This window comes from Pseudoalteromonas sp. A25, from assembly GCF_009176705.1.
Taxonomy (GTDB): domain Bacteria; phylum Pseudomonadota; class Gammaproteobacteria; order Enterobacterales; family Alteromonadaceae; genus Pseudoalteromonas.
On record NZ_AP021846.1, the window covers coordinates 1632566 to 1649015 of the forward strand.

General features: G+C 42.0%; 15 protein-coding genes. 5 read left to right on the top strand and 10 right to left on the bottom strand.

The annotated features are described in order from the left end of the window. Positions 1-182 precede the first annotated feature (182 nt). Complete coding sequence (metG, locus tag GDK41_RS06965; RefSeq protein WP_152085721.1) at positions 183-2210, bottom strand: methionine--tRNA ligase; 2028 nt, start codon at positions 2208-2210, stop codon at positions 183-185. Positions 2211-2380: 170 nt separating this feature from the next. Here metG and GDK41_RS06970 point away from each other — a divergent pair, with 170 nt between their 5' ends. From GDK41_RS06970 to GDK41_RS06980, 3 genes are all read left to right on the top strand, one after another. Further along, positions 2381-3454: an Mrp/NBP35 family ATP-binding protein gene (locus GDK41_RS06970; protein ID WP_152087539.1), complete on the top strand. Its 1074-nt coding sequence runs from the start codon at positions 2381-2383 to the stop codon at positions 3452-3454. Between the two features lie 3 nt (positions 3455-3457). Beyond that, positions 3458-4051 carry a dCTP deaminase gene (dcd, locus tag GDK41_RS06975; RefSeq protein WP_152085722.1) on the top strand — a complete coding sequence of 198 codons (594 nt, stop codon included), beginning with the start codon at positions 3458-3460 and terminating at the stop codon, positions 4049-4051. Positions 4052-4191: 140 nt separating this feature from the next. Next, the gene (locus GDK41_RS06980) at positions 4192-6666 is read left to right on the top strand and encodes an EAL domain-containing protein (RefSeq protein ID WP_172971568.1); all 2475 of its coding nucleotides are present in this window, start codon (positions 4192-4194) and stop codon (positions 6664-6666) included. Here the strand turns inward: GDK41_RS06980 and GDK41_RS06985 are convergent. Together GDK41_RS06985 and GDK41_RS06990 are read right to left on the bottom strand one after the other, a co-directional pair. Continuing rightward, positions 6626-7420 (bottom strand): CLCA_X family protein, encoded by a 795-nt coding sequence (locus GDK41_RS06985; protein WP_152085724.1) that lies wholly within the window; start codon positions 7418-7420, stop codon positions 6626-6628. The two genes, GDK41_RS06980 and GDK41_RS06985, sit on opposite strands and share 41 nt — an antisense overlap. Beyond that, on the bottom strand, positions 7420-8013 hold the full coding sequence (locus GDK41_RS06990; RefSeq protein ID WP_152085725.1) for a tRNA-uridine aminocarboxypropyltransferase: 594 nt from the start codon (positions 8011-8013) through the stop codon (positions 7420-7422). Before GDK41_RS06990 ends, GDK41_RS06985 begins: the two co-directional genes overlap by 1 nt. 115 nt (positions 8014-8128) lie before the next feature. Between GDK41_RS06990 and GDK41_RS06995 the strand changes: the two genes are divergently transcribed. Continuing rightward, positions 8129-8473 (top strand): Hpt domain-containing protein, encoded by a 345-nt coding sequence (locus tag GDK41_RS06995; RefSeq protein WP_152085726.1) that lies wholly within the window; start codon positions 8129-8131, stop codon positions 8471-8473. A gap of 90 nt (positions 8474-8563) precedes the next feature. After that, entirely contained in the window at positions 8564-9781 is a 1218-nt protein-coding gene (locus GDK41_RS07000; RefSeq protein ID WP_152085727.1) for a pyridoxal phosphate-dependent aminotransferase, read from the top strand. Positions 9782-9898: 117 nt separating this feature from the next. On the opposite strand, the gene GDK41_RS07005 is transcribed toward GDK41_RS07000, so the two are convergent. The 7 genes from GDK41_RS07005 to GDK41_RS07035 form a co-directional block, all read right to left on the bottom strand. Continuing rightward, positions 9899-10573 (bottom strand): M15 family metallopeptidase, encoded by a 675-nt coding sequence (locus tag GDK41_RS07005; RefSeq protein WP_152085728.1) that lies wholly within the window; start codon positions 10571-10573, stop codon positions 9899-9901. Between the two features lie 8 nt (positions 10574-10581). Further along, positions 10582-11724 carry a succinyl-diaminopimelate desuccinylase gene (dapE, locus tag GDK41_RS07010; RefSeq protein WP_152085729.1) on the bottom strand — a complete coding sequence of 381 codons (1143 nt, stop codon included), beginning with the start codon at positions 11722-11724 and terminating at the stop codon, positions 10582-10584. After that, a complete protein-coding gene (locus GDK41_RS07015) occupies positions 11721-12068 on the bottom strand; it encodes an ArsC family reductase (protein ID WP_152085730.1) in 348 nt (115 codons plus the stop codon). The genes dapE and GDK41_RS07015 overlap by 4 nt, the downstream gene beginning before the upstream one ends. Positions 12069-12088: 20 nt before the next feature. Further along, positions 12089-12589 carry a PTS glucose transporter subunit IIA gene (locus GDK41_RS07020; RefSeq protein ID WP_152085731.1) on the bottom strand — a complete coding sequence of 167 codons (501 nt, stop codon included), beginning with the start codon at positions 12587-12589 and terminating at the stop codon, positions 12089-12091. Continuing rightward, the gene (locus GDK41_RS07025) at positions 12590-12970 is read right to left on the bottom strand and encodes an ACT domain-containing protein (RefSeq protein WP_152085732.1); all 381 of its coding nucleotides are present in this window, start codon (positions 12968-12970) and stop codon (positions 12590-12592) included. 87 nt (positions 12971-13057) lie between these two features. Then, complete coding sequence (gene pta, locus GDK41_RS07030; protein WP_152085733.1) at positions 13058-15214, bottom strand: phosphate acetyltransferase; 2157 nt, start codon at positions 15212-15214, stop codon at positions 13058-13060. Position 15215: 1 nt separating this feature from the next. Next, positions 15216-16412 carry an acetate kinase gene (locus tag GDK41_RS07035; RefSeq protein WP_152085734.1) on the bottom strand — a complete coding sequence of 399 codons (1197 nt, stop codon included), beginning with the start codon at positions 16410-16412 and terminating at the stop codon, positions 15216-15218. Between the last annotated feature and the right edge of the window lie 38 nt (positions 16413-16450).

Consider the following 16450-nt stretch of genomic DNA (forward strand, 5'->3'; position numbering starts at 1 on the left):
AAATTTGATACCGATAACATGCATAATAAACGATAAGATATGTCTAGTTGTTTATTTAGGTTCCTAAGTTGTAACAAACCATTACATATTGAGAGTTTTGTAATATTTTAGACAAATTGAAGCAGGCAGATATGAAAAAGGCCCTAAAGTGGGCCTTGTAAAAAAGTTGGAGTAATTTGGCGTTACATAACGCGCATACCAGGCTCTGAGCCATCGTCAGGGTTTAGAATGTAAATTTCTTTACCACCGGGGCCTGCAGCTAGCACCATGCCTTCAGACATACCAAAACGCATTTTACGAGGTTTTAAGTTGGCAACCATCACTGTTAACTTACCTTCGATATCTTCAGGTGCGTAGGCTGATTTAATACCAGCAAATACTTGGCGTGTTTCGCCGCCTAAGTCTAAGGTGAGTTTGAGTAACTTTTCAGCACCCTCAACATGCTCAGCTTTGGCTATTCTAGCGACTCGCAGGTCTACTTTAGCAAAATCATTAAACTCAATTTCTTCACCAATAGGCTCTTTTGCAAGCGGGCTATTTGGGTCAAGTTTTGGCTTATTACTTGCCTCAAGGCTCTCTTTTGACTCTTCTAGCATTTGGTTTACTTTATCCATATCAACGCGCTGCATAAGCGCTTTGAATTTGTTGATTGAATGACCTGTCAGTAATTCTTGAGCACTTTCCCAAGTAAGCTCAGTGTTCAAGAATTGCTCTACATTTGCAGCCATACCAGGCAAGACCGGCTTTAAGTAGGTCATTAATATCTTAAACATATTCAGACCTGCAGAGCATACATCATGAGCTTGTTGTTGCGTTTGCTCATCTTTGATAAGTACCCATGGAGCTTGTGCGTCGATGAACTGGTTAGCTTTGTCGGCAAGAGCCATGATCTCACGAATTGCACGGCTATACTCACGCTGCTCATAGTATTGAGCAATCGTATCAGAAGCATTTTTAAATTGCTCCATTAGCTGCGGCTCAAGCACGTTTTCGCTCATTGTTCCGTCAAACTTTTTACTAATAAATCCTGCACAGCGTGATGCAATATTGACGACTTTACCAACAAGATCAGAATTTACACGTTGTGCAAAGTCTTCTAGGTTCAAATCAAGGTCGGTGATCCCACTATTAAGTTTAGCTGCAAAATAGTAGCGTAAGAACTCAGGATCTAAGTGCTCTAAATAGGTTCGCGCTTTAATGAACGTGCCTTTTGATTTTGACATTTTTGCGCCATTGACGGTCACAAAACCATGTGCATAAACGTTTGTAGGCTTACGGAATTGCGCGCCATCAAGCATTGCTGGCCAGAATAAGCTATGGAAATAGATAATGTCTTTACCGATAAAGTGGTATAGCTCAGCTTCAGAGTTTTCACCCCAAAAGTCATCAAAGTCTAGACCTTGTTTATCACATAGATTCTTAAAACTTGCCATGTAACCAATTGGTGCATCAAGCCAAACATAAAAATACTTGCCTGGTGCGTCTGGTATCTCAAACCCAAAGTAAGGCGCGTCACGGCTTATATCCCACTGCTGAAGACCGTCAGCAAACCACTCTTCAAGCTTATTTGCCATTTCGGCTTGTAAAGAGCCTGAATGTAACCACTCTTTCAGCATGCTTTCAAATGCTGGTAAATCAAAGAAAAAGTGTTCAGAGTCTTTTAAAATCGGGGTTGCACCAGACATTACAGAGCGTGGGTCTTTTAGCTCTGTTGGGCTGTATGTTGCTCCACATGCATCACAGCTATCGCCATTTTGGTCTTGGGCGTCACAAGTAGGGCAGGTACCAGTGACAAAACGGTCTGGTAAGAATATGTTCTTTTCAGGGTCGAACAGTTGTGAAATGGTACGTTTCTTTATGTGTCCTTTAGCATCTAACCGTTTATAAATAAGCGCGCTTAATTCACGATTTTCTTCACTGTGAGTGCTGTGGTAATTGTCAAACTCAATGTTAAAGTCAGCAAAGTCGCGTTGACGCTCTATGCTTACATTTTTAACCATTTCTTCAGGTGTGATCCCTTGTTTTTGGGCATTCAGCATAATAGGTGTGCCATGAGCATCATCGGCACATACATAATATGTCTCGTGACCACGCAATTTTTGAAAGCGAGACCAGATGTCAGTTTGTATATATTCTAACATGTGGCCAAGGTGAGTTGGCCCATTTGCATATGGCAATGCACTTGTGATGAGAATTTTTCTCTTCGTCATAACTTTTCCAATAATGTCGCGTGGCTGTGATTAATAATCAACCAAAGCGCTTAGTTTAAGCTTACACTTTCCATTTACTCTGGACGTAAAGCATCAATAGACTGGTTTTAATGGGTTGAATGTTACATAATTCCGAGGCCTTTTTCATCACTAGAGTATGTTTTATTTCTATGTTTGGTCTCAATAAACTTTTTAAAAAAGACAATCCATTAGAGCAGCAAATCGTTAGTGAATTGGCCGCGTTTAAAAACAGCATATTTCCTTTGGGAATTGAAGCAGATTGGATTGATAATCTAGATATCCAAAAAACGGCTATAAAAATAGCATTGAAAGTGCCATTTGCAGCCAATGGAATGGCATCATTTTTAAGTGACGTGCTAACTAAGAAGCTGGATAAACGCATTGATGTAACAATATGTTGTGAGTTGCCTTCGCAATATCAATATAAAAAAATCAAACATATCGTGCTCGTTGCGTCGGGCAAGGGTGGGGTTGGAAAATCGACCACTGCGGTGCATATTGCGCGTGCGTTACAAACGCAAGGTGCACAGGTTGGTGTATTGGATGCTGATATTTACGGGCCTTCTATCCCGTCTTTGTTTGCAGTGTTGAATGAAAAGCCGACAACACAAGATAATAAAACGCTTAACCCAATCATCAAAGATGAAATTAAGGTACAATCAATTGGTTTTTTAGTTTCCCCAGAGGATGCGACCGTATGGCGTGGACCGATGGCTTCGCAAGCGCTCAATCAGTTATTAAGTGAAACTCAATGGGGAGAGCTTGATTATTTAATTGTGGATATGCCTCCAGGAACGGGTGACATTCAACTTACGATGACACAAAAAGTGCCAGCTAGTGGTGCTTTGATTGTAACGACACCTCAAGACCTAGCACTGCTAGATGCGCAAAAAGGTATTGCAATGTTTAATAAAGTTAACTTGCCTATTTTAGGTTTAGTCGAAAACATGAGTCACTTTATTTGTACGCATTGTGGTGAGAAAAACCATGTTTTTGGTAAGCAAGGAGGTCAGCAGTTGGCGCTTCGACATGGTGTCCCGTTACTTGCTGAGATCCCATTAAATGTTGAAATTAGAGAAGCATCGGAACTGAGACAAAGTGTGCTCGCCCAAGATACCGGTGTTTTTGAACATTACGTAGCATGTGCTCAAACTTTGAGTAGCATGCTGTACTACCAAGCATTGTCGTCACCTAGCGTCGATATTGTAATAACGGATGACTGATTAATGAGATTGTCAGATAAACATATAAAACAAGCAATTGAAGAAAAAAAGATCCAGATAGAGCCTAAACCTAGTGACGACATGATTTCTGGGATCACGGTTGATTTACGACTTGGAAATAAATTTCGCGTTTTTCAGGACCATGCTGCACCTTACGTTGATTTGAGTGGCCCAAAAGATCAAATCAACGCGGCGATGGAGTCAATCATGAGCGACGAAATTGTACTTGACGATGGGCAAGCATTTTTTCTTCACCCCGGGCAGTTAGCACTTGCTATAACTTATGAATCTGTCACTTTGCCTGCTGATTTGGTCGGGTGGCTTGATGGGCGTTCTTCGTTGGCTCGTTTAGGCTTAATGGTGCATGTGACCGCACATCGTATTGACCCTGGTTGGTCAGGTAATATCGTACTTGAGTTTTATAACTCGGGTAAGTTGCCTTTGGCACTTAGGCCAAAAATGAAAATTGGGGCGTTGAGCTTTGAAACGATGACAAGTGCAGCTGAGAATCCATATAATATCCGTAAGGACGCAAAATATAAAGGTCAAAACAGTGCATTAGCAAGTCGCATAAGTGCTGATAGTAACAACGATTAGTCACATACTAACCGGGCAGTGTAATTTAGTGTAAGCCGTTACACTGCTAGTTTAGCTCTATTCCACTCGCAATAACTCAGAAAGCTTCCATACTTAATATGAGTCGTGCTTAACGCGTGATGAATTTTAAAGGAGTTAAGATGGGTATTTGCAAAACCATTCGAAGCGTACTGCTTAGTATCAGTGTACTAATAAGCTGCTTTTCATTCGCGTCACCTGCATTTATATATCATGATGTGAACAATCAACAAACAATTGATGACATCATTAAAGCTCGCAATGAATTTACCGCACTGAACACTCAGGCAATAGTCTCGCCAAAACTGGTCTCTACTTGGCTAAAAATAGACACTTCCCAGTTGACCAAATTGACGTCGCCACAAGTTGTGTATTTAGAAAAGCCAATTAACAGTAGTGTAGAGTTTTATCATGTTAACCAAGGAAATCTCGTTAATAGGGTTATGATCACGAGCGATAATGCTTATAACAGTCGATTACAAAACATATTGCCTCATATAAAATTTTATCCAACTGAGCCTGATACTCAACTCTACATCCATCTTAGAGCGCCTTACGCAGTAAAGTTTGAATATCATATTGTTACTGAACAAGCGTTTAGAGCGTTGAGCCAATCGAAGTTGTTTTGGTATGGCATTGAGCTTGGCTTACTGTTTTTTATCGCGTTAGCATTTTTTGTGATCTCGGTGCTGGTTAAGCGTATGCATTTGGCCTTGCTGGCAAGTTACATTACCTTTTTAGCTATTCAATGCAGTATTAACAATGGCAGTATCGTTTTTTACTTACCCATTGAAATAGGTGAGACAGTCGCTGCTTTAAATGGTAGTTGGCTTATTTTAGCGTGTGCAATGTGTTTGCTTTATCATCAATCTTACTTTTCATCTATTAAAGACAATAGAAGCTTATCTTATGCTATTTGGGCGGTAGCGGCTGGGTTCGTTGTTATTGCTGCTATGTCTTTTGCTATACAAACGTCTTTATCAAATCAATTTCAAGTGCTTAGTTGTCTGTTAACGGCGGCTTTGTTGGTAACTGCCTATTATTATGTTTGGCGAGAGTCTGGTAGCGGATTGTGGCTTGCTGGTGTGACTTGGGCACCTATGTTGCTACTTGGACTCGCTTGGGTTGCAATGCAAGTCGCGATGGTGTCTATTGAGCAAATGCTTGTATTAAGCAGGTTGGCGATAGCGACTCACATATTATTACTTATAGCCAAAATTTTTATTAACGATAAAAAGCTAAAAGACCAGATGATTTTTTACAGCTTGCATGATCCTGATTCAGGTTTACCCAATCGAGTTGCGTTAAACCAGCATTTAACGCGTTTGGCTAATGCCAATAAGCACCACACTCTACTGCTATTCAAACCGTTAGTACTTCGCTCTATACGTCTCAATATTGGTATTGAGCAATCAAATAAGCAATTAAATGAGTTGATCACACAGCTTTGTATGCAATTAGATAGGTATGGTTTGGCTGCGCTTGACAGCACGGCGGAAAATAAAACAGATATTTTTCGCTTAGATGATGCCACTTTTGGTATTACGCTCATGGGAAAACTATCTTTAAGTCAGATAGAGCAGTATGTCTGTATTTTATCTGCAGTATTTGAAGAGGGAGTTGAATATAAAGCAACACGGCTCGTTGATGAAATTGAAGTGGGGGTTGCGCATTCACCGCTGCATGCTAAAACCGCAGAAGGTTTAATACAAAGTGCCATGTTGGCACTTTCTACCAAATCTGAACAAAGTGACCACTGGCAAATTTTTGACCTTGCTAACTCTGTGATATCTGAACGTCGCATGAGAATTTCATCGGCTATTAAAGAGGCCATTGATAGTGACTGCTTTAGCTTATATTTACAGCCTCAGGCTAACCTTACAACGGGCAAAGTGTATGGCGCCGAGTGTTTATTGCGGTGGTTTCATCCTCAGTTAGGACAAATTCCACCAGACGAATTTATTCCAATTGCAGAGTCTTCTGGATTGATACATTCGTTAACAGAGTTAGTTATTGAAAAAGGCCTAAAGTATCAACAACACATTATCGAACAGTATCCAGGCCATATTTTATCCCTAAACATGTCTGGCAAAGATCTGACAAAAAAAGAGTTACTTGTTCACCTTATCACCTTAGTTAATGAACTTAATTTAAACCCTTCACAGATCATCATTGAACTAACAGAGTCTGTCACTATTGCAAATGAAAACATGTTAAAGAGCGTGTTAGATGATTACCGTAGAGTAGGGGTTAAGTTGGCAATAGACGATTTCGGTACCGGTTATTCGTCCTTGGCCTACCTAAGTCGTTTAGGTTTTGATGAACTCAAAATCGATAAACAGTTCATTATGGATATCGAAACTTCTAAGAGTAATCAAACTATTGCTAAAGCAATGTCTGATATGGCACATAGCTTAGGCTTAAAAGTGGTAGCAGAGGGCGTCGAAAGTATTGAAAGTTATACTCGGCTTGAACATTATGGATGTGATTATGGACAAGGTTACTTTATATCTAAGCCACTGCCATTTGATGAGTACTTACGCTGGTTGTATGAGGTTAACCAGAGCGATGATGTAAAGCAGTACCTAATACGCTGAAATATTCGAAAATTATATCGGATAGAATAGCGGTGTTTATTGCACTAGGAAACCCACCCTGATGTGCGAGTTCACTGTTTTTGACTCCACTTACTAAGTAGTCGTTGCGAATAACGCTATTATTTGCAATGCATGTTTCAAAAGCGCGAGCGCTCAACTCTTCGGGACGACTGAAGTACAAAATGCCATATCGTTTATCTAAATTTTTGGCACTTTCAAAAAATTCACTGGGTTGCGCTCCTTTATCTGTTAAAAATATTGTTTTAAAGAATTTATCAAGTTGCAGGTTAAGTGGGTGAGGGTTATAAATTGGTTGCTTAAGCCATACACTCGAGGCGAATCCGTGGGCGTAGGTGTTTGCAAAAACTCGTTTGCAAATGTAATGGTCAAATGCATGCCACCATTCATGTGCAAGTGCGCCAGCGCCTGCATTTTTTGCTAGTGCTAATGTTCGAGTCGACGCATTATAATGAGCTTGAACGCCTAGTTGGCCTCCGGTTCCAAAGGCAAAGTTCAATGTGTTTTTTAAGCCAATTACAAGTGGCGGAACTTGTAATATCTGCGCTAGATCAGCCAGTGCATCGTAGATCAGGTTTGCGCCAATACGCTGCTCTGACGCGCTTACCCAACTGCCAATTGTGATAGTTTTAAAACCGAAAGTTTGCTTTATTTCATGAAAGTCGGTTTGATCTCCGAAGCGATATTCAGGGCCCACTCTTGTAAAGTTAGATGTCAGGCGAGCGATACGAGCCATCAATCATATCTCGCTTTAATGTGTTGCGGCATGTACTTAGTTTGTTCAGTTATCATCCCATTTAATAGCGTGAATAGAGGCTGAGGATCAATATTTTCGTACTCATGTAAAAACTGAGTGGCAGCTTCAAGTGACGATAGGCTATTTTGTTGTTCAGCTTTGCGGATCCGATATTGGTTAGAAGGGAGCTCAGCAAATGTTACTGACGGGAGCTCAGTTAACCAAGGATTAAGCGCCAAAATTTTATGCGCTTTTTTCCATGTGCCGTCAATAATTATAAGGGTATCAATTGGCTGTTGCTGTTGCGTTAGTTGCTCAATTGATATGGCTTTTTCATTGGGGTACAACAGGGCACTTTGTCGGCTTGTGATCAGTTGCTTTGCTTTTTCGAAGTCACGACTGCTCTCACCATTGAATATTTCAATATTAGTTAATTGAAGTGCTAAAAGTCTTACCGTGTTTTTAGCGATTGACGCTTCACTGGGGTGCTGTAAAACTACCACCTTTGTGTGTGTAGATATTGGCGGGCTTACGTATTTACAAACACAGGTGGCTTTAGGGTAACAGCAATTTGGGCAGCAACTTCTTTTCATTGTTTGTTCTAAATCTATTTAATGTGATAAATATTACCATATATATTAAATTGTTTTGCTAACCAAAGGCGAATTGTCTAGCATTAGTAACAACAACCTGTTGGAAGGGAATTATATGAGTGTAAGTATTGATAATGGGGCATTGGAAAGTATGCAGTCCCTACTTGGAGAGCAGTTTGAGGATACTTTAGTTTTCTGCTGTAGTGAGTTTGAAAGGTTGGAAAACGATCTTAAGCTGGCATTAGACTCTGATAAACAAGAAGCAATTAGGCATGCCCATAGTTTGAAATCAAACGCGGCTCAGTTTGGCGCGATAAGTTTAAGTAGTACTGCCAGAGCCATTGAGCAAGGGCTTATTAAAGGAGATGACGCCAGTGTTGAGGAAAATATGCAGGTGATCACGGAACAAGTAGTTGGCTCGAAGTCACAACTATTGCAATGGCTGACTATGAATTCATAACTTCCATTATTATCATCAATATCTTGCGATATCCCTCTAGTTTTCATCAGCATATTTAAGCTATGCTAAGCGGTGGAAATGGGGGGATTAATGACTAAAATTACAAAAAGTAACAAACTGCACGGTGTATGCTATGACATTCGTGGTCCGGTGCTAACTCAAGCCAAAAAAATGGAAGAAGACGGGCTTAAAGTATTAAAGCTCAATATCGGTAATCCAGCTGCTTTTGGCTTTGATATGCCTGAAGACATGCACAGAGATATTATTCGTAACTTATACTCTGCGCAGGGCTACTGCGACTCAAAAGGCCTTTACTCCGCAAGAGTCGCGGTGTATCAACACTATCAACAAAAATCTTTACCACATATTAGTGTAGATAATGTTTATATTGGCAACGGTGTCAGTGAACTTATCCAAATGACAACACAGGCATTGCTAAACAATGGTGATGAAGTACTTATACCCGCGCCTGACTACCCCCTTTGGACTGCATCAGTCACACTAGCAGGCGGCACGCCGGTGCATTATCGGTGTGATGAGCAACAAGATTGGTTTCCAGATCTCGAAGATATAAAGAAAAAAGTAACCAACAAGACCAAAGCACTGGTGCTAATTAATCCAAACAATCCAACGGGTGCTGTGTACGACAAATCCTTATTACAAGGATTAATTGATATTGCGCGTGAACATCAGTTGTTGCTGTTGTCGGATGAAATCTATGAAAAGATCCTGTATGACGGCGTTGAACATACATCTATTGCGGCAATGTGTGATGACTTACCTGTGATCACTTTTAATGGTTTAGCTAAAACATATCGTGCAGCGGGTTTGCGCATGGGGTGGATGATTTTAAGTGGTAAAGTGAGTGCAATGAGTGATCTAGTCACTGGGTTAGATATGCTTGCTTCGATGCGTTTATGCGCAAATGTACCCGCTCAGTTTGCAATTCAACAAGCACTTGGTGGCGTCCAGTCGATAGACGCGCTTATACAGCCAGGCGGGCGTCTATTTGAACAACGTAACATAGCCTATGAAGGCTTAAATAACATCGATGGTTTATCCTGTGTTAAGCCTAAAGGGGCATTATACGCGTTTGCCAAAGTTGATACGGCTAAATTCAATGTGAAAAACGATGAAAAAATGATGTTGGACCTACTGCGAGAAGAGAAAATTCTGCTCGTTCATGGTCGAGCTTTTAATTGGCCAGAGCCGGATCATTTTAGATTGGTATTTTTACCTCACAAAGATGAGTTAGAACCCGCAATGGCGCGTATGGAACGATTCTTTTCAAGCTATCGTCAATCATGATGAATAGAGGATACAACCTTGTCTTGGGCTGTATCCTCTTTGACACCAGTACACACTAATTTTTTTGCTTAAAGCTGAGTCACACGCCGCATATTTTTGGACTTGTCAAGTTTAAGCTCACAGCGGCACTGTTATATTAGTAATAAACCGTTTATACAAGCTAGGCAAATGATTTAAAATGGTTTGTTTACCCGATACATCATTGGCAACTAAGGCTGCAGTAATATTTTCTATAGTTTGATGTTGTTCTAGTTGTGTCGCAACCAGTCGATGGCTGATATGCCATGGTTCCTGAGCGACCCCTCCTTGGAAGTGAGCATATGGTTTAAAAAAGCCATAGTCTGTTAGATGCTCGTCTAACCACTGGTTAAATTCAGCGAACGGGCCGCCAATTTGGTACTCCCAAGGCTCAAGCTGTAAAGATTGCGAGGGTGGCAAACAGTTTTTAGCATATACATCAAAGTCGCTACCAAAATGATGTCTACTAGCTCCTGGCAGAGCAGAGAACAACATAATTGCTTCGCACCTTTGAATATCATTTAGTTGCGTTAGTTCTACTTTATTTCCTTGTAAATCATACACAGGTCGCTCTGCAACAAACTTGGTATTCCAAATAGTAGCTTGGCGAGCAAAGTCCCTATGAGCAGAAGCAATGCAAAAATCAAATCCTGCCTTTTTGGCAGCAAATGCAAGGGCTGTTAAGTCACTAACGACATCAGTGTGAACCCCATGGCTATACCAGTCTGTTAAGTGGCTTTTAGATAAACCGCAGGCGACTTGCGAATAATCCATATATCCCCTTAAGCAAGTAGTTTTTCTAATATGCGCTCATATATCAGCGCAAGATTTTCTAGGTCTTCAATACTGACACATTCGTCTACTTGATGAATGGTTGCATTGATAGGTCCTAGTTCGATGACTTTGCATCCAGTTTGCGCGATAAAGCGCCCATCAGAGGTACCCCCTGTTGTTTCTGGGGCCGCATCTATCCCTGTTATATCTTTGATTGCATCTAGCGTTACATCTAGTAGGGGACCAGGTTCTGTTAAAAACGGCAGACCATTTAAAGTCCAATCTAACTCATAGTCGAGTTGATGAGATTGCAAAATATCATCGACTTTTGCTTTTAGCGCTTGTTCGGTTACTTCTGTGCTAAAACGAAAGTTAAATTGCACATCCAACACACCGGGGATCACATTGCCAGCACCGGTTCCACCTTGAATATTTGAAATCTGAAAGCTGGTGGCAGGGAAGTAGTCATTGCCATTGTCCCATACAGTTTCGCTTAGTTGAGCAAGTGCAGGAGCTGCTTTATGGATAGGGTTCGATGCTAAATGCGGGTAGGCAACATGGCCTTGTTTACCTTTTACCTTTAGATGCCCAGTAAGTGACCCTCTGCGTCCGTTTTTTACGACATCTCCTAGCGAGGACCGCGACGATGGCTCGCCAACAAGGCACATATCTATTTTTTCATTGCGCGCTTCAAGCAGATCAACCACGCGAGTTGTGCCATTGATAAAGGGTCCTTCTTCATCCGAAGTGATTAAAAAAGAGATAGATCCCCTATGATCTGGGTGCTTTTTAATAAAGCGCTCCGTTGCTACTATCATGGCGGCTAAAGAGCCTTTCATGTCTGCAGCACCTCGGCCATGAAGCATGCCATTATGGATCTGGCCATCAAAAGGAGGGTATCGCCAGGCAGAATCAGTGCCTGTTGGGACCACATCAGTGTGGCCCGCAAAACAAAAGTGAGGCCCTTCTGTGCCTTTTCTAGCCCAAGTATTTTGGGTATCAACAAAAAAAAGTTCTTCAATTTTGAAGCCCAGAGCACTGAGGCGTCGATTCATTAACTTTTGACAACCCGCATCTTCGGGGGTGACTGAACGAAGCTGGATCAAAGATTGAGCAAGCTTTATTACATCGCTATCTATATATTCACTCATAAGGAGAAAATCTCTTGGTACTGCTCTTTTTTAAAGCCAAGATAGTATTTGTTTTCGTTCACTAAGATTGGGCGCTTAATCATGGCCGGTGACTCTAGTAATAGTGCTTTGGCGTTTTGCTCATTGAGAGTTTGTTTTTGCTCTTCACTTAACGCGCGATAAGTCGTGCCACGCTTGTTGAGCACATTCTCCCAGCCTAATTGGGTAAAAAAGCTCTCAAGTAGAGCCTCGTCTATGCCGTCTTTTCTATAATCATGAAAGTTAAATGCAATGTTATTGTCGGTAAGAAACTTTTTCGCTTTTTTTATTGTATCGCAGTTTGGGATACCGTACATGGTGGTCATTGTTTATGGCCTTATTTTGGTTACTTTTTGGTTAAGGTGAGTAGGGGGTCTTGTCCAGCACTCACTTGCCTCAATGGATAATAACATGGTCCTAATTTATCTGCATTTAGCACGATTAGCGTGCCAAGCACTTTTAATTGGGAAGATGGTAAATCGAAATATGCGAGAATTTCGCCTTGTTCAACACGCTCTTTACCAAATGCATTTATCGGCTGTCTATCAAGTGAGGCATATTCGCTTGGGAGGTGCACGTGAACAAGTAACTTTAGGCCATTATTAGCTACAATAATAAATTCACATCCTTTGCGCTTTATTTGCTCTATGGCGCCAGCGACCGGTGATGTCACTTTATTGCTTGTCATTTCAACACACACACCTCTGCCTAACATACCTGTTGAAAATATGGGCTCAGGGTGTACCGTTAGTGGATGAACCTTACCAGTAAAGGGACTGGCAAGGTGCATAAACAGGTTGCTAACCGAAGTAATAGGGGCGTAACTTGCTGATTTAGAAAATTGCATTTAAAGCACCATATATCCGTCTTTCTTGAGCGCTTTTATAGCGGTTTCAATTTGTTGCTGTTTAACAAGAATATAATCAGTGTCATAGGTCGACACTGAAAAAATAGAAACTTTGGCTTTGGCAAGTACTCCTGAGATGTTTGCCATAATCCCCGTTAATGAAAAACCAAGTGGGCCGATAACTTCTAGTACACGCCAATCTCCCTCTGCTGCAAAGCTATCAAGTTTTATAGTACTGGGACAAACAATAGACAATTCGTCTTCAGTTTTGGCAATGAAGTAAATGTCGGAACTCATTACCTCACGAGGAATGTTGGCGTCACAATCAAGGCTATGAATGGTAAATGTTTGGCTGAGCAGTTGCAGCGTTTGTTTTGACATGCACCACCTTTTTGCAATTGAGTCATGTTAAATAGTATAGCCAAGAGTTTTATAAGTTAACCTTAAAAAATCTTGGCTAGCAGGCAATTAACGTTGTTGGTCAGCAATTTGCTGGGCTTGTATTGCAGTGAGGGCAATGGTAAAAACAATATCTTCTACTAGTGCGCCACGGCTTAAGTCGTTAACAGGTTTGCGCATGCCTTGTAGCATTGGGCCAATACTTATCAGCTCAGCACTACGTTGCACTGCTTTGTATGTTGTATTGCCCGTATTTAAGTCAGGGAATACAAACACAGTTGCTTTTCCTGCAACTTTGCTGTCTGGTGCCTTTTTCTTTGCAACATTTTCCATAATGGCTGCATCATATTGCAATGGTCCATCGATATCGAGATCGGGTCTTTTCTGTTGGGCCAACTTAGTTGCTTCGCGCACTTTTTCAACGTCTGCGCCTTGTCCTGATGTTCCTGTACTATAACTGATCATAGCAACACGAGGTTCTATGCCAAACGCTGCTGCGGAGTCTGCTGATTGGATGGCAATATCAGCAAGTTGCTCTGCAGTGGGGTCGGGGTTAATCGCACAATCACCATAAACCAGCACTTGGTCGGGTAATAGCATGAAAAACACAGAGCTTACCAAAGATGACCCAGGCGCGGTTTTGATAAGTTGTAGAGGAGGCCGAATGGTATTCGCGGTGGTGTGTACCGCGCCTGATACTAAGCCATCAACTTCATTTTGTGCAAGCATCATGGTGCCAAGTACAACGTTATCTTGTAATTGTTCTTGCGCTACAACTTCTGTTAAACCTTTGCCTTTGCGTAACTCAACCATGGGGGCAACATATTTATCAATATGCAGCTGAGGCTCGATAATTGTTACGTTATCATTTAATTCAACCCCCTGCTGAGCTGCAATACGTTCAATTTCCTCGCGCTCACCCAGCAATACTGTTTTGGCGATACCACGCTCGCCGCAAATAGCAGCTGCTTTGATTGTTCGAGGTTCATTGCCCTCTGGCAGCACAATGGTTTTATTGGCTTTGCGGGCCAAATCTGTGAGTAAGTAACGAAACGCTGGTGGTGATAGTTTGCGTGTTTTAGCAACGCCAACTGCTAATTGATCTAGCCAATCTGGGTCGATATGATTTGCATTGTGCTGTTTTACTTTATCGATCCGTTGCTCATCGTCACTGGGTACTTCCATATTAAAGTTATGTAATAGCAGTGATGTTCGCCAAGTATCTGCTGTTGTTGCAAGTATCGGCAGGCCAGTTTCCATCGCTTGTTCACACAAGGCCATAATACGGGGCTCTGGTTTAAAACCACCAGTCAGTAAAATAGCGCCAATCTTGGTGCCATTCATTGCTGATAAGCATGCAGCTACAAGTACATCTGAGCGATCTCCAGGGGTGACGAGTAAAGCGCCTGGAGTAAAATGATTAAGAATATTAGATACGGTTCTTGCACAAAATGTTACGCGACGCAAACGCCTATGTTCCATGTCGCCTGCATTAATAATCTCTGCTTTTAGGTAGTTGCTTAAATCAATAACGCGGGGGGCAACAAGGTCAAAGTCCCACGGGATCGAACCGAGTAGCATAAAAGGGTGCTTGCGAAAAATGGGCAAAGAGGCCAAACGGTTCAGTTCATTTTCGAGCGCTTCGGGTTCGTGTTGATCAACTAAATCTGCGCGAGCTCTTCCCTGTTCATCTAATGGCGCATTCACTTTATTAAAAATACAGCCAAGTACTCGAGTGTGATTCACGGTACCGTAGTTACCAGCTGCAATTTCCAGTCTGTCTTCTAATTGCTCATTTGTGTCATTGCCAGGTGTTAGCACAAATACAATATCAGCTCCAAGTGTTTGTGCTATCTCTCTGTTCACTCGACCGGCATAGGGTTGCAAACGGGTCGGGACCATGCCTTCAATGATTGCAACTTCGTCATCAGCAACGGCACTTTCAAAACGTTCAACGATTTCTTCTAGTAAGTCATCACCTTTACCATCACCAATCATTTGTTCTGCATAACTTAAATCGAATGGCATGGGGGGGGTTACCGCAGAGCCTTGTTTTACAATGACGGTTGATTTCTCAGGTCCGTGTTCGTCTTTGCGAGGTTGTGCGATAGGCTTGAAAAAATTCACTTTGACCGCTTTTTGTTCAAGGGCCCTAACTAGGCCAACCGATACCGATGTTAGGCCAACACCTGTAGATACCGGAATAAGCATGATACGACGACCCATACTATTGCTCCTTCGCGATGGTTGCTGCATCCGTTGCAATGACCCACTCTTCATTGGTTGGGATGACGATTGCACAAGGCAGTTCGCCCGATGTGATAACGCCTTGTTGGCCAAACCTAGCACTGAGATTTTTATCATTGTCTAACTGCAAGCCTAAAAAGCTCAGTTGAGAAACGACTTTGGCACGGATGGTATCGGAGTTTTCGCCAATACCACCGGTAAAAATTAGTGCATCAAGTCCGCCTAGTGGCACTGCAAATGCGGCTATTTGTTTGGCTAGGCGGTAGCAGAAAATATCTAGTGCTAGTTGTGCTTGCTCATGGCCGTTTGCAGCGGCTTCTTCAATCGTTCTGCAATCATTTGAGAGTTCACTGATCCCAAGTAGGCCGCTTTGTTTATTAAGCAAAAGGTCTACTTGAGTTGGTGAGTATTTTAATTGATTCACTAAAAATGCGAATATACCTGGGTCAATATCACCACTGCGAGTGCCCATCATGAGTCCTTCCAGTGGGGTGAGGCCCATACTTGTGTCGACTGATTGACCGTTTTTAATTGCAGTGACAGAGCAACCATTGCCTAAATGAGCGCTGATCAGGCGAGAATTATTTGCATCTAACTCTAAAAGTTGATGTGCTTGGGTCGATACATAATAATGACTGGTGCCATGAAAGCCATAGCGACGAATCCCATGGCTTTTATACAGCGCGTAGGGTAGAGCATACAAAAACGCTTGTGGTGCCATAGTTTGATGAAATGCGGTGTCGAAAACGGCGACCTGAGGTAAAGTTGAAAACGCAGCTTGCGCCGCTTCTATGCCAAGTAAGTTCGCAGGGTTATGTAAAGGTGCCAACGTACTAGTTTGTTTAATGGCTTGCAGCACATCGTTCGTTATCAGCACAGAATGCGTGAAGTGTTCTCCACCATGAACAACTCGGTGACCTACAGCAATAAGCTGTTCGTCGAGTCCAAGCTGCTTAACGAGTTCGACTAACCGTGCGATGGCAACTTGGTGTGCATCGCCTTTATCGAGCGTGATCGTTTGTTTGGAGCCATCGTATTTATACTTTATGAGCGGCTGCTGCTCTGCAAGGCACTCAGCTAGCCCTGAGAGCACCTCTGAACCAGTGTGAACATCGATGATAGCAAACTTAAGACTTGAACTACCACAGTTTAAAACCAGAACATGGGAAGATGACATAATGACTTTCCGTTTTGACAATAACAGTAAACGCATAT